The organism is Mycoplasma sp. AC1221, from assembly GCF_054353815.1.
The window spans coordinates 1-16,003 of record NZ_JBTHHH010000024.1; the positions used below are offsets into that span (position 1 = coordinate 1).

The following is a 16,003-nucleotide window of genomic DNA, read 5'->3' on the forward strand; positions in this document are numbered from 1 at the left end:
TAATAAACAAAAAGATTAACAGAATTAATTGTTAATCTTTTTGTCCTACTTTAAAAAACCGTTTTTTTTTTTTTTTTTTGGTTTTAATTTATAATATATTATATGAAACAATATAAAAAATTAAAACATTTGATTTTAGGTGCATCATCAATTGGTGTTATTGCTGTTTCAGTAACAACTACTACAGCACAAAATCAAGATACAACTTCTGCAAGACACTATGATATTGCACCAGAAGTTCAATCTATTACTTATTTGAATAAAACATCCTTGATTTCTAGAGATGTTAATTTAGTTTATGAATCTAATATTGATCAAGCAACTAAAAATCGTCTAAAGGCTGCATTAGCATTTAGAAATATTACATCTTCAGAATCAAGAAATATAGCAGAAGGGAAAACTAATATTCTCGTAGGAATACAAGGTGATAGTGACACCTTAGTTGATGATCAAATTAAAAAAATTGATTCATCAAATGATTTTAATGCTTCTAATTTCGCTAAAAACGATTCATATGTAATTAAAACACAAGATAACTATATTGAACTTTTAGCCAAAGATTCTGATGCTGCTTATTTTGGTGCTACTACTTTGTGACATATCTTTCAACAACTTGATGGATATAAAATAGAAGACTTTACCATTAATGACTATGCTGATATTAAAATGCGTGGAATGATGGATTCGTGAAAATTATATTCATATGCTCCAACTCAAAGTAAGCAAGATATTATTAACTTAATGAATTTTGCATCGTTTTATAAACTTAATACCTACATCTGAAACCCAGATCAAAAAATCTTAGGAGAAAATAAATCAAATCGCAATCAAATTGATAGCAAACCTGGTTGAAGTGTGTTATACACACCAGAAGAACTAAAAGATCTCAAAGATATCACCGAAGCATCAAAACAAAGCCATGTTCACTTTGTTTATACATTAGATGCACTAGGTGATTTTAATGCTAAAAATTCTTCACAAACATATACTGATGCTGAATATCAAAAAGATTTAGGATTACTTAAAGAAAAATTATTACAAGTTATCAGAGATGGTGGAGTTCGTTATATTGGAATGTTATCGCCAGGTGAAGATTCTACAAAAGTATCGCAGTTATTTAATGATTTAGTAACTTGATTAAAACAACTACAGGCAACTTATCCAGATTTAAGCACTCAAATTCTATTTGAAGGTAAATATGGTCAAGGTGGTTCTGATTTTACTGATACAAATCACACATCGTTAAATACAGGATATCTACCTTATTATGCTAATTTACCACACGAAGTAATTCCATTTTTAATTAACGATGCATCAAAAAGATATATTGATGCTTTTACAGTTGATAGATATTCATCTACTTCATATAATATCAAACCTGTGTTTCACAAAACTTTTTCAGTTGATTTAGCAGATAATTCTTGACTACAAAATACCATATTAACTCGTGGAGCAGAAGATTTAATTAAGTTATCTAATAATAACAGTGACAATGTCAATCCAGATAAATTTAGTGGATTGGTATTAACTGATGTTAATATCCATCCACAATTTTCTTTGTTTTCATATTATGATTTAGCTAACATCTCTTGAAAAATCTTACCTACACACTCAAATTCACGAAATGAAGCAAAGAAAAAGTTATACTACGATTCGTTTAAAGTGGTTGCATCAAATACACTCCTTGATACTCCAGCATCAATTGCTTTGCGACATGTTGCTAAATATTTATCAGTTGAGTATACTGGACAAATTAATGTGTTTGGTGATGATCCTTTAAAAGAGGCAGCTACTAATTTTTCAAAATTAGATTTATATAAAGGTAATCATTCTACTGAAGCGAATGCATATTTAGAACAGTTAGATAATATTATTTCTGAAATTCAGTTACTACAAGATAACAAGGATAATTCATTATTTTTAGCAAACATCAAAGATAACTACTTATCTGCAGTTAAAGATATGTTTTCAGCATATAAATATTATGTGCTAGCTTATTTAGAAAACCAAAAAGTTGCTCCAGTTTTAGATCGGGTAGTTAATTTATATAACATCGGTCAAACTTATTTACAAAATTTTGCAACTTACAAATATGGTGATCCAAAATATGGACAAGTGATTATTAAAAACTTAAATGTAGGTGCAGATGTAATGAAAAATCTGCAATCATATCTACAAGATATAGTTTCAAAATATCTTGATAAAGTTCAACCAGTAGGTGATGATGGTAGTGATAACCAACCTAGTGTAATTACTTCAATGTCAGATCCATCTAATGCTTCACTTTCAGATATTTTTATCTTAGGAAATCAAAGACAACTAGTTTATAAAAATAATGGTAGGGGACCTAATAAAATAAAAACAGGTGATTGATTTGGTGTTTCATTTAAAAAACCAATTCATGCTAAAGATTTACAAGTAAAATTCGGTTCTAATAATAGTAATCACAATGAATACTTTAAATCCTTTAAAGTACAATATAAACTTTATGGACAAAGTACTTGAAATGATTTGCAAAAAGATGCAACTACACAAGATTTACAAACAAGTGGTTCAACTAGTAACGATTACACATTAAATAGTGGAGCGTTAACTACAACTACCAATATTAATAAATGAAATATTAGTGTAAATAAAGATAATGTATCTGCAATTAGAATCGTAGATACAGAACCTGCAAACACCCAGAGAAATGCTTGGTTTAGAATTTATGAATTTGTTGTAAATACTGATTCTGCACCTAGAATCGGGAAAATTTCAGATAATTTACCAATTTCAGAAGATAATGATAATCATAACAGTGCTGATTCATCGAATAAACAAACTTTTAATTCTCAAAATATAACCAATGTTCAAAAATCAATCTTTGATTTATCTACTAATATAAATAACTTTGCTAATAACAAATACATCCAATTTAAATTAACAAATGAATCAGAAGTTACATCAGTAGTCATTGAACAAGGTAATAGTAAATTAAATTCAGGGGTGGTAGAATATTGAGATTCACATGCATCGAGCACTTCTAATAATGATGCTTCTACAACAGGTACTTGAAAATTATTTGGTAACATCCGTAGTGGTGCATATCAAATTATCCGTGGTCAAGCTCATGCTCAATTTTTTAGAATTAGATCAACAGATACATCACTAACAGGAACTTGAAATCTTGTTTCATTACATCTTTTCGGGCCTTCAAATCAGTTTTTATATACTGATAAAGATGATTCAAATAAAACTAATTTATTTACCACGAAGTTAAATAATAATGAATTTAACTTGTTTGTAGCAACCCCTAATTCTACAACTGCATCATATTCACAAACTCAAACAACACAAATTACTTTAAATGATGACAAATATGTTGGATTAGACTTATTAAGAATGTATGAACTTACTAATATTAAGTTTAACGGAAATGCTACACTAGATAACAAAGTTGTTTTAGAAACATCAAGAAACGGAATTGAATGAACACAATATACAGGAACACTTGATGATACTAATAAGTTTGCTCGTTATATCCGTGTTAAAAGAGCAACAAATCAAACACCTTCTTTTTCAAATTTAGATGTAAGTGTTCAAAAACCTAAATCATTTGGTACATTGCTTGGTTCAAATGTGCAAATTATTAATGGTTGAGGTAATGATACTCGTTATTCAGATTCTGCATTAGACGGGGATTATACTACATCTGATAATTTTAAAGGATGACCAAAAGCAAATGATTATATTTTATATGATTTAGGTAAGCCTACTACACTTCAATCCCTTAAACTTTATGTAGATCCCAACACATCTGATTATCCACGATTCTTTAAGATATATGTTTCAGAAACAAATAGCAACGAAACAAATAACTGAGATGAAATATTTTATTCAAGGAACAAACAAGCTACATCTGATTCATCTACCACTGTAACAGGACCAACCACCTTAGCAGCAGTCAAAGATTTTCAATATCTTTTTGATAACACTCTATCAGATCAGAGATTAAATTATATGGTTAAAGTTGATCCTCAACGCAACAACTTTACCTATTTTGAAGCAGATGCTAGCAAGATTGCTGCATTAAATAACAAAAATATTAGATATGTAAAAATTGTATTTACCAAAGATATAAATGACTTATTACAAGGAACATCACATAATAAAAATCGTGGTGTAACAATTAATGAAATTGTAGTAAATGATAAATGAGATAATGTACCACATTCTGATGCAAGATTTTCAGGCACTAATTATGAACCTACTTTAAAGATTAATTCACCTAAATACTTTGTAGATGGTGATTATTATACATACTGAACACCTGCTCAAAATAATGGAAATTTAAAATTCTATATCAATCCACAAACATATAATGATAAAGATGTTAATGTCTTTTCTGATGGTAGCGCACAAGATGCAACATTTAATGCAATCTGATATAATACAACTACCAATAAAGAAGAAATTACTAAATTAGGAACCTTAAACCTTGAAGCGCTGAGTTTTTCACTTAAAAACTCAGATAATACTAAAAAACTAGTAGGATTCCAAATTAATTGAACAGATAAAAAACCTTTAATTTATGAAATTTCTCCATCTCCACGAGAAACTCAAGACAGTGGAGATCAAACAAATAAACCAACCTTAGCAACCCTAAAAGAATCTTTAGCAACCACTCCAACTGGATATAATGATTGAACTCAAGATTCTAAAACTCGTTTTGATAAAATAAAGACATCAATTGATGCGATGGCTGCTGAAAATGTTGCATTAACTGATCGTTCACTTCATCAACTTAAAGTTGCTGTTGATGCTGCTAAAGCAGGAACACCAGCAGTTTCGACAGCGAATGTTGCAACCTTAAATAACATCATCAACACTGCATATTCTAATCAATCATACATTCAAGATGCCAACTATGCTAAATATCAATTCTTATTAGATCAAGTGAAACAAATGGCTACTAATCCATCAAAATATTCAAATGATGATTTTAATGAATTAAAATCGCAGCTGGATGCAGCTAAACAAGGATTAAAATATTCTACATATAACCAACAAGTAGCTGAATTTAATCTCAAAGAACTTGATAATCTGAATGCAAATCACTATGATCCGCAAACTTATGCACAACTACAAGAAACTAAAAAAGCACTTGAAGCAAAAATCAAGGATGGAACTGCTACTATCGATGATTTTGTTAAACTTAATGCCCAAGTTGCTACCAAAGTTGAAGAACTAAAACCAAATGATTTAGGAACTACATATACAAACCTAGCAGATGCAATTACTAAAGCAAAAGCATTTATTGCTGAAAATGCTCTAAAATTCCCACAACAATCACAACAATTACAAAAACAAATTGATCAATGACAAGCAACTTTAAACAACAAAGATGCTAAGTTAGAAGATTTACAAAAAGCTTTAAATCGGATGAATCGTGCTAACGAAGATGCACAAACTCAAAAAGATGAATTAGTTGCTTCATTGGATAATTTATTGACACCACTTGCTAATACTGATGAAATCTATACCAATGATTCATACCAAGCATATCTTGATACAATCAATCAAATTAAAACAATCAATCACGATCCATCGATGTTAACTGCATCAGATATCCAAAAATATGTAAAACAAATTCAAGATGCACAAAATATGTTAGCAATTTCACCAACTAAACTTGAAACTGCTAAAAAACAAGCTATCGCATTAACTGAAGGTCTAGATTCAGATGTTCAACAAGAATTTAAAAATCAACTTGCAAAAGCAAATGATACTGCTGCATTAGCTAAAATCATTAATGCAATTAATGATAAAGTGCAACAAAGCAAGAAAAATAAAGAAGTTTTATCTAATAGCATCAAACGTTTATTAGATAAACTAACAAATGAAAAACTCAAAGCAGACTTAGAGCAAGAAGTTAAGGAAGCTAAAACCGAAAATGAATTAGCAAACTTTAAATCAAAAGTGTTACAACTATTAAGTCCAAAACCAACCTTACCTACTCAGCCAGATACACCAGAAAACGGGGATAAAGATACTCAAAAACCAGAGCAAGGCGGAAGCACTAATAACCCATCAAATACCGAAGGTTCAAAACCACAAGAAGGAGGCAATAGTGGATCAACAACCACTCCACCTACTTCCGAAAACAAACCAAAAGACCAAAATCCACAAGATAATAAAAATGCACAAACATCAAAAACTGTTGAAAAATCTACTGGACCAACTGGTGGAGCAATTGCTGGTATTGTAATCGCTGTATTAGCATTTGTTCTCGGTATAGCAACCTTTGGATATACTTGATTTAAAAACAAGAAGAAAAAATCAAATCAATAATTTTTAAAAACATCGCATCTGCGATGCCTAAATGCAATATAAAAAGCTACACTATAAAAATTAAGTTATTGTGTAGCTTTTTAAATTGTGTTTTAGAAGAGCAGATGCTCTTTTTGTTTTGTTTATCGTTTTGATTTATCATACGGGATTCCTGCTGCGGCAGGTCCATATGTATTGCGACTTGTAGCAACTAAGACTATTAAAGTTACAATATAAGGTAAGATTTGGAACAAGTCTTTATAACGACGGAATCCTTCCCCGAATGAGATCGCTCCATAAAATGAAATGGAAAGTAGAATTGAGAAGAATAGCGATACTATAATTGAAATTGATACCTTTCATCTTGAAGTTATCATTATTGCTAATGCGATGAAACCAAAACCAGAAACATCCTTAGTCAGTGAAAACTCGGTGAGTCGACTCGATTGAATAAAGATTGAACCAGCAACACCTGAAATTAACCCTACAATCATTAACCCTTGTCATTTCATGCGATTAACATTAATTCCAGCTACATCAGCTGCTTGTGGATTTTCTCCTATCGCTCTAAATCTAAGTCCTCATTTGGTTTTACGCAATGCAAATCAGGCTAAAAATGTGATTACAACGGTTAAAACAACCTTTAGCGAAAGTATATTCCCATACTTGTTTTCATTGGTATCTAATGCAAGTTCAAAACGGTTTTTAAACTCTACATATTGTCCTGCATATACTTTTGAAGCAAGCAGATACACGATTAAAGCACCAATTCCACCAGCAAGTATATTAATTGCAAATCCTACAACGGTTTGGTCTGCTTTTAACTTTATAACAGCAAACCCGAATAGGAACGAGAGCAACAAAGTTGTAATTGAAGAAAGAAATACTAAAGGGATATTAGTTCAAACATTGTTGGTTTTAATTACTTCGGTAAATATTGTGCTATAAACAGCATATACAGAAGCACCGAACACCATAAATCCATTAATTGCAATGTTAACTATCCCAGCACGTTCGGAGAAAATACCAGAAATTGTTCCTAATAACAAGATACAAAGAAAGAATGCACCATGACTAATAATAATTTCCATTATGTAACCTCCTCTTTGATCTTAAAGGCCTTAAAGTATTTATCTTTTATTTTCTTAATAAATGCTAAAAACAGTTCCTCTTGAAAATGTTTGAAATTATTTTTTAACATTTTTACTTCATTTTTATGTTTTCCAAGTAAGTCTCGATAAATATTTAATCCAGCAACTTCTTTTTGGGCATTATGCTGAAATTTAATTTTCGATAACTCATCATACATCTGCATCAGTTGTTCGTTGCTAAAGTCTTTTGAAGCAATAATCCTTTGGGCTACATTATTTTGGTAGTCTTTTTCGGTTTTAGCAAAAGCTCGTTTGAGTTTTTGACCTTCAAATCATTTGTTTACTAATTTAAAGCGATTCGGAACAAAAACACTAAATTTTTGTTGATAGTATTTTTTAAATTCTTTCCAGTACTCTTTATTCGTAATCAGATAACTTTGTTTAAACAATCACCGAAACGGTTTAAATTTATAAAAGATTAGTGACAGCGAAGCGATGAAGATAATAATTCCATAAATTAGCATAAAGAATTCTTCTCGAATTGCTTCGCTTCCTTGTGGAATAGCTTGAAAGAAAGTTTCTGATGTATATAGCAGTGAGTATAAAAATGCAGATAAAATGACTCCTATTGGTGAATTTAAAGCAATCAAGGCGATAGAGATTGAATCAAATCCGATGACTATTGGTGAATTTGATGCTTCTAAGGAATTACGTTGTAAGACTATGTAATAAAATCCCGCAAATCCTATGAATGCTCCCGACAATCCCATCACCATTACAGTCAGCATTTTTTCATTTATACCTACATATTTTGCATTGGTTTTATTTAAGCCAACCATTTTGATTTTATAACCTATTGAAGTTTTTGCATAAATATATCAGATTAAAACTGCAAAAAAACCTAATAAAACTAGTCCTGCATAAATAAAGTTATATGTAACTGTTTCACTAATAAATATTTGTGTTGTTCCTTGGATTTGATCAAATCAAGGTTCTAAACCAGTTCCAAATGCACCGTTATCCTTTTTAAATAAATATTGTGCTAAGTAAGCGATAATTCAGTTAAAAAAGATGGTTGAAATTACTTCATGTACATTTAAATATGCTTTTAAAAGCCCTGATAAGGATCCCATAATAAATGCTACTATTACAAAGATAAATAGCATTATCACAAGGTATGAAACACTTATTTTATTAACAGGTGTTCTCGAAAGAATCAATACAGCAAAAAAGATAATTGCTGGTGTTGTCATCTGGTTTGCAGCACCAATATTAAACAATCCTGACTTAAATCCGATGGAAACACCTATTCCGGCGAAACCGAAGAAAATTAAATAAAGCAATAAATATTTTTGGTTTAATGAATCAAAAGCAAAAGTAAATACATATGTTATAAATGTGAAAAGTCCTGTTTGCCGACCATTTTGACCCGATCTACCTAGAATCATATAGAAGACTGAAGCAATTAGTAAACCAAAAAATATAGCTCATAAGGATGAATAAATTTTTGTTCGAGTGTTTTTCTTTTCTTCAAACATAAAGAATCGTCGAGTTGATTCCATAAATGAAGCAAATTTACTATCTGCATATTTATGCATTTACACCTCCTTCTTTTTTATGTGCCATATATATACCAATTTCTGTTCTGGTTAAATCTTGAGCTTGTTTTACTGCTAATATTTCTCCACTGTTAATTACAGCAATTTTATCAGCAAGAGCAAGCACTTCATCAAGTTCATATGAAATTAATAAGATTGCCTTTCCGTTTTTCTTTTCTAATAAAATTTGCTCATGAATGTTTTTAATAGCTCCAACATCCAAACCTCGGGTAGGTTGCACAATTAAAATAAAATCATGTGGAGTATTCATTTCACGACCAACAATAAATTTTTGTTGGTTTCCACCAGATAATTGTCTTGCTTGTGACAGCCCGCCACGAGTCCCACGCACATCATATTTAGTTGTAATTAAGTTGTTTTCTTTTTTAATCTTTGCATCTCTTAAGATGCCAAATCTCACATATTCACTATCTCATAGACGTCTTAATATTGTATTATTTTTGATGTTATAATCTAAAACAAGTCCGTGTTTATGTCTGTCGCTTGGTATAAATGTAACACCTAAACGTGATATGTTTTTTACTCCATAATCAGTAAGTGAAATATTTTCAGTAATGTCTTTTTTAATCATAAATTTAGCATGGTTTTGTTTAAATACAAAAAACATATATATAAGCAAACCGATTAAAAAGATACTACTAAAAACGATTACTAAACTTTGAAATACTAATGAAGTTGAACTTCTAATGATTAATGAGAAAATAAAATCAATCAATGCTATTAATGATAGTAAGCCTATAAGATGAGAACTTAGAAGTTCATGTTTTTTGTTCTTAAACTTTCCATAAATTGTTGAATATCAAAATGAATGTAAAACAATTAATCCGAATGCTACAAAGCAAATAATCGATATCATTAATAAAACAATTAATGCCACAGTGTTGTATTTAAATAACAACCCTGCAAATATTAAGGTGAAAAAAAACATTATTATCATACTTGAAAAAGATCAGGTTGCTAGTTTTTGAAATGGTAATTTCATTTTATTTAACCCATTTAAATAGAACTTATTTATTACATGTTTAATTTGAATTCCAAGTATTAATTTAAAAAATATTCCTAATAATAATACAAATCCAAAAATGAATATGCTACCTAAAATTCTAAATGTAAATTGTTCTGATACTTGCTTTGGTACTGCTATTAATACAATTCCGACTATTAGCATCAATAAACTTAAAACAAACAATCCGATGTTTTTAAATTTATTTGCTCTTGCTATCTCTTTAACACGTTTTTGTGATAACTGAGTTTGTGCTAGTAAAATATCACCAGATATCGTCTTTTTCATTCCGCTAACAACATATTCTAAATCTAATTGTCCGTTCCCTTCAACTCCAGCAATTGCTAGTATTTCACCAGATTTAACATCTAAAGAAACATTTTTAAGGGGCTTATCTCCTTGGGTTGAAACATTTTGAATGCTTAATACAACAGGATTTTTGGTGGTATCAGAATATTCATTTCTGGTGATTTCAACATCTCCTCCCACCATTCTTGAAGCCATTTCTTCTATCGATGCATCTTTAACAGCAAAGTCACCAGTTACTTTTCCTAAACGCAGGACGGTAGCATTATCAGAAACTTCCTTTATTTCGCCTAATTTATGTGAAATAAATAGAATTGTCTTTCCTTGACTACGAAATAGTTTAAACGTTTCTAACAACCCTTGAATTTCTTGGTCTGTTAATACGGCAGTTGGTTCATCAAAAATTAAAATATCTGAATCACGATAAAGCATCTTCATAATTTCAACTTTTTGTTGAGTAGCAACCGTTTCAGTTCCAGTAACTTTATTTAAATCAAAGTATAAATTAAATGATTCTTGAATTGCTTTTATTTTCTTTATTGCGGGTTTAAAATCAATGATTCGGGTGTGTTTGTTATTATCTTCACTACCTAAAACGATGTTTTCTAGATTTGTATATACATCTACTAGTTTAAAGTGTTGATGCACCATACCAATTCCAAGACGATTTGCTTCATTTGGTCCATCTATTGAAACTTCTTTATCATTAACTTTAATAATTCCTTTATCAGGTTCGTAAAGTCCAAATAAAATAGACATTAAAGTACTTTTTCCGGCACCGTTTTCTCCTATTAAGGCATGAATCGTACCTTTTTTAACTTTAAATGAAATATTTTGATTTGCTTTTATTTCACCAAAGGATTTACAAATATCAATAAATTCTATTGCGTGTTTTTCCATCTTACTCCTTTAATGACATAATGATAGAAAACACATCAAATATGATGTGTTTTGATAAAACTAATTATTTGTTTACTTCTTCAACAAGTGAATTAATTAAATTAGCTAATTGATCATCTGTATATGCTGTTCCATCAGTAGTTGCTTTATTTGAATCGATAAATGCTTTTTGATCTGCTGTTAATGATCTAAATTTGGTTTCTGCTGCTGTTATAGCTTCATTCATTTTTTCTCTATTTGTTGTATCTTTTAATGAAGATGGAGCTAAACCAACTCAACCTTCAGCGAAGTCACCTTTTACACTGTTCTTGTCTCCGAATACAGGTTTTTTAGTGTCACCAAATGCTTTTTCCAAAATTGAATCATAAACAGCCTGAGCCATATTTTTAAGCACTGATGTTAAGAATCTATCAGGTGCAGAAAGTGATTTACCTTGGTCAACATCCACTCCTACAATATATGTAGATTGGTTATTTTGATTAAGTTTATCTAATGTTGCTTTTGTAGCAGGTCCAGCTACTGGATAAATTAATACTGGGTTAGAAGCTAATGCAGATGTTATAACTGGGTCCATTTGTGGTCCAGGTTGGAACCCTGAATCTAATCTAACTGCTTCATGAGTAACTTTCTTGCTTGGGTTTTCTTTGTTTCATTCTAAAATACCTTTTAGATATCCAGTAATATAGTCGGTTACACCGTGAAATGCTCCACCACCAAATGATGAAAGTTTTTTATCAGTTTCATTTTCTGCAACATATTTAGCTAATGCATAACCAGCCATCCATGATGCTTCGTTTACATTAAAGTTAATATTATAAATATCAGGGTAATTAAGTTCAGTTGGATTTAATGCAAAATCCACATTAAATATTTTTACTCCTTTTTGTTTTAATGCAGCATTATTTTGTTGAATAAAGTTTTTAATGTGATCAATATGGGTAAATCCTGAAAGAACTCAAATTTTTGCTCCCGATGTTAAAGCAGCTCTATATGAATCGTCATATTTACCTTCTCTTGGTTCAACTGATTTTACTTCAAGTTGATTTTTTCCATCTTTTCTTGTTTGATCTAAAATGGTTAATGCCGCTTCTCATTGTGATTGGTTAAATGATTTATCAGTTACATGCCCTGTGTCAGTAATAACATATATTTTAGTTCCTACCATACTATCTGGTAATGTAAATGTGTTATCCTTAGTAATTGTAGCAACACGTTCATTTGGATTAATGTAATTGCTTGGATTAGGAATATCAAGAACTTCCTTTTTTGGTGTTTGAGTCTTTGTTCCACATGATGCTGCAATCAATGCAGTTGTAGCAGCAATTGGTGTTCCAAACCCGATTACAAATTTCTTAAATTTTTTTGTCATATTATTTTAAATCTCCTATTTATATATGTATAAATTTTATAGAATTTTTCAGTTTTTATTTGTATTTAACTATGATATAAACAAATTTCTTGTTTCAAAATTGCAAAATTATGAAAATAAAATCATTTTTATATTAAATAAGCGAATAAACTTATTTATTTATATTTATCAGGATGTTCTTTTTGCATCTTTTTGATAAATTCTTTTTTATCCATTTGTCCATATTTTTGCATTAACTCAATGCATTCTTGGTATTCTGATAATGCTCAATCAACATCTTCAAATCCAGAAATCTCAGTAATATTAGGTCTTTTTCAGTTTTTATATGTTGAAAAGAAGGTTTTTACAGTATCTAAAAATGGTGCCGGCAAATCTTTTAAGGTTTTTATGTTATCTAAACGATAATCATCAGCATGTACAGCAATTAGTTTTGTATCAGTTTCTCCATCATCAATCATTTTCATCGCTCCAATAATGCGAGCTTTTAACGAAACACCAGGAATAAATGTCTCAGGTGAATATAATAATACATCTAATTCATCTCCATCTCAATCTAGAGCATCTGGAACAAATCCATAATTGCATGGATAAACAAAATCACCACGTAAAATTCGATCAACTTCTAGTTGCTTGGTTTTTCGATTATATTCATATTTTATGGGAGAGTTCTTTTGAATCTCTATTTTTACATTAATTATATTTTTCATATTTATATTATATATAAAACCTTTAAATACTTTATATCCTGTTTTATCTTTTTAATATTTACAAAAATGCATTGAAATGTTAATATAAAAGTATAATTTAATCAACTTATTGGAGAATGATGAATCTAAAAAGTGAACAATTAAATATTGATAATTCTGTTTGTATTGATTTGGATCAAATATTAAGTTATGATGAAAAATTTCAGTTGCTTAACTATTTGCTAGATAACAAAATAAAGATAGAAAAATGTAATAAAAATGCTAAATTTTTCAAATATTCCAGTTTAAATAACACAGACAGTTTTCTTCTTGTTGCTAATATAACTTATTTAGGTGGTAATGGACAACATCCTATTTATAAAAAGAGAATTCAACTAAAATCTTGGTATAAAAATGTGATAAATACGAACAAAAATACCTTTATTCTTGGTATATACAAATATAATACAAATATCATATTTGTTTCTTTTGATACACAAACTTATATAAACAAGAAAATGAATAATTCATCTGCGCATGTATATATAAATGATTTAAGTCAGGGGTTAATGTATGGAATATTTGAAAAATATGATAAAAACAACAATAAAATAACTGTAATCAGAAGCGATAAAATTAATGATTATTTGAACAAGCGAATAAATAATAATCCATCATTAATAAATCAAATAAATTTATTTAATCTTTCTTTAAAATGAAATATACAAATTAAAGGTATTGATGCATATAAACAGATGTTTTGTGCAAACTTTAAAAACACATTTCAAGCAGAATGAAGTGGTTGATATTTAGAATATTTGTTTGAAAAATTCATTAAAGATAATAAGATATATAATATTGTTTATACTAATTCAGAAAACATAAATAAAAAAGAATTTTTGGATTTTGATTTATATTTTAAAAATGATGATTTTTATGGTGATTTAAAATCAAGCGATGAAAATAACATACAAATTATTGGAAATGATATAGAACACATCAATGATGCTTTAATAAAACACAATAAATTATGATACCTAATTTATGAACATAGTTCATTAAAAGATAAAGATAGTAACACAAATTATCAAACTACTCGGTTTTGAAACAATTTAAAACAACATAGAAATATCAAACAAATTGATGATTTTATCTTCGAACAACAAGATATTTCTTCATTAAGTTATATCAACAGAATGAAACATTCTATAAAGTTTAAGAAGATGTATATTCTAGAAGTAAATAAGATAAATATCAAATATGTGTTCAACTTATTTAAACAAGGTAAACAACCTGATGGTAGTTTAAGAAAACCTAAATATTCAATCAATAAAAATGCTATAGATAACTTTATTATATATTCATTTGATGTAGAAAGGAAATAAAATGAAATTTATCGATTTATTTGCTGGTATCGGTGGTTTTCATCAAGCGATGAAAATTGTTGATAAGGATGCAATTTGTGTTCTTGCATCTGAAATAGATAAAGAATGTGTTGCTACTTATTATGATAATTACCATCTTGATTCGAATCTAGATGTTGTTAATATAAAAGTGGATTCGATTCCACAACACGATATTTTATTCGCTGGATTTCCTTGTCAGGCTTTCTCAAAAGCAGGTAAACAAGAAGGTTTAAACGATACAAGAGGTACCTTGTTTTTCCAAATTGAAAGAATTTTAAAACATACTAAAACAAAATACATCTTATTAGAAAATGTTCGTAATCTTATTAGTCACGATGGTGGTAGGACATGAAAAATTATTCAAGAAAATCTATATAAATTAGGTTATAGATTAACTAAAAATCCTCTCATACTAAGCCCACACCAATTTGGCATACCGCAAATTCGCGAACGTGTCTATATACTAGGTAAATACGACCCAAAAAACAAAGATGTTCCTTTAAATATCTCATTTCATAATTTAATAAAAAAAGATGCAAATTCTGTTAATAATATTTTGGATAAAAATATTGATAATTCAAAATATCATATTAGTGAATATGATGAAGAAGTACTAAATTTTTGAAATGATTTTTATTTAAATATAAATCAAAAAGTTATTGGTTTTCCTGTTTATATTGAATATTTAAATAACAACGATGTCGATCCTTTATTTCCGAAATGAAAACAAGATATTATTAAAAAAAATCAAAAACTATATAATCAAAACAAAACTTTTATCGACAATTGAATATCAAAAGATATTTCACACATTAGGAAAACTCATCAAAAATTTGAATGACAAGCAGGGGATAAAATCAACAACATCTGAGAAGGAATCATTCAATTTCGTCCTTCTGGTATAAGGGTCAAAAAACCTGATGTATTCCCTGCATTAGTCGCGATGGTTCACATTCCGATAATAGGTAAATACAAAAGAAGACTAACACCAAGAGAATGTGCGAGATTACAAAGTTTTCCAGAAAATTTTAAATTACATCAAAATGATCAAAAAGCCTATAAGCAATTAGGAAATAGCATAAATGTTACAGTGGTTTCAGAACTTATTAAGAAACTTTTAAAGCAGTAAATAAATGTTAAAAACATAAATTATTTTGAAAATGTATAAGACTTACAAAATCACTATTTTAACACCAAATAGCAATTTATGAAAATATATGAAACGAATTACAAAATTTAGCACTCAAATGCTTGGGTTAAACAAGGACATAAAAATTAACATAAAATTAACATTGTATCATCTCGGCATAT

8 protein-coding genes are annotated in these 16,003 nt (G+C 29.1%); 3 read left to right on the plus strand and 5 right to left on the minus strand.

Annotation, left to right across the window (positions count from 1 at the left end):
* Positions 1 to 102: 102 nt before the first annotated feature.
* Complete coding sequence (locus tag ACXYRK_RS03935) at positions 103 to 6,333, plus strand: glycoside hydrolase family 20 zincin-like fold domain-containing protein (RefSeq protein ID WP_458618222.1); 6,231 nt, start codon at positions 103 to 105, stop codon at positions 6,331 to 6,333.
* 122 nt (positions 6,334 to 6,455) lie between these two features.
* On the opposite strand, the gene ACXYRK_RS03940 is transcribed toward ACXYRK_RS03935, so the two are convergent.
* The 5 genes from ACXYRK_RS03940 to ACXYRK_RS03960 form a co-directional block, all read right to left on the minus strand.
* Positions 6,456 to 7,403 carry an ABC transporter permease gene (locus ACXYRK_RS03940; RefSeq protein ID WP_458597735.1) on the minus strand — a complete coding sequence of 316 codons (948 nt, stop codon included), beginning with the start codon at positions 7,401 to 7,403 and terminating at the stop codon, positions 6,456 to 6,458.
* On the minus strand, positions 7,403 to 9,001 hold the full coding sequence (locus ACXYRK_RS03945; protein WP_458618224.1) for an ABC transporter permease: 1,599 nt from the start codon (positions 8,999 to 9,001) through the stop codon (positions 7,403 to 7,405). The genes ACXYRK_RS03940 and ACXYRK_RS03945 overlap by 1 nt, the downstream gene beginning before the upstream one ends.
* Positions 8,994 to 11,231, minus strand: coding sequence for an ATP-binding cassette domain-containing protein (locus tag ACXYRK_RS03950; RefSeq protein ID WP_458618226.1), 2,238 nt, complete (start codon positions 11,229 to 11,231; stop codon positions 8,994 to 8,996). The genes ACXYRK_RS03945 and ACXYRK_RS03950 overlap by 8 nt, the downstream gene beginning before the upstream one ends.
* A 64-nt stretch (positions 11,232 to 11,295) precedes the next feature.
* The gene (locus ACXYRK_RS03955; protein ID WP_458618228.1) at positions 11,296 to 12,600 is read right to left on the minus strand and encodes a BMP family ABC transporter substrate-binding protein; all 1,305 of its coding nucleotides are present in this window, start codon (positions 12,598 to 12,600) and stop codon (positions 11,296 to 11,298) included.
* A 155-nt stretch (positions 12,601 to 12,755) separates the two neighbouring features.
* Positions 12,756 to 13,307, minus strand: coding sequence for an inorganic diphosphatase (locus tag ACXYRK_RS03960; RefSeq protein WP_458607503.1), 552 nt, complete (start codon positions 13,305 to 13,307; stop codon positions 12,756 to 12,758).
* A 119-nt stretch (positions 13,308 to 13,426) separates the two neighbouring features.
* Between ACXYRK_RS03960 and ACXYRK_RS03965 the strand changes: the two genes are divergently transcribed.
* A complete protein-coding gene (locus tag ACXYRK_RS03965) occupies positions 13,427 to 14,671 on the plus strand; it encodes a hypothetical protein (RefSeq protein WP_458618230.1) in 1,245 nt (414 codons plus the stop codon).
* Position 14,672: 1 nt separating this feature from the next.
* Complete coding sequence (locus tag ACXYRK_RS03970) at positions 14,673 to 15,821, plus strand: DNA cytosine methyltransferase (RefSeq protein ID WP_458618232.1); 1,149 nt, start codon at positions 14,673 to 14,675, stop codon at positions 15,819 to 15,821.
* Positions 15,822 to 16,003 lie beyond the last annotated feature (182 nt).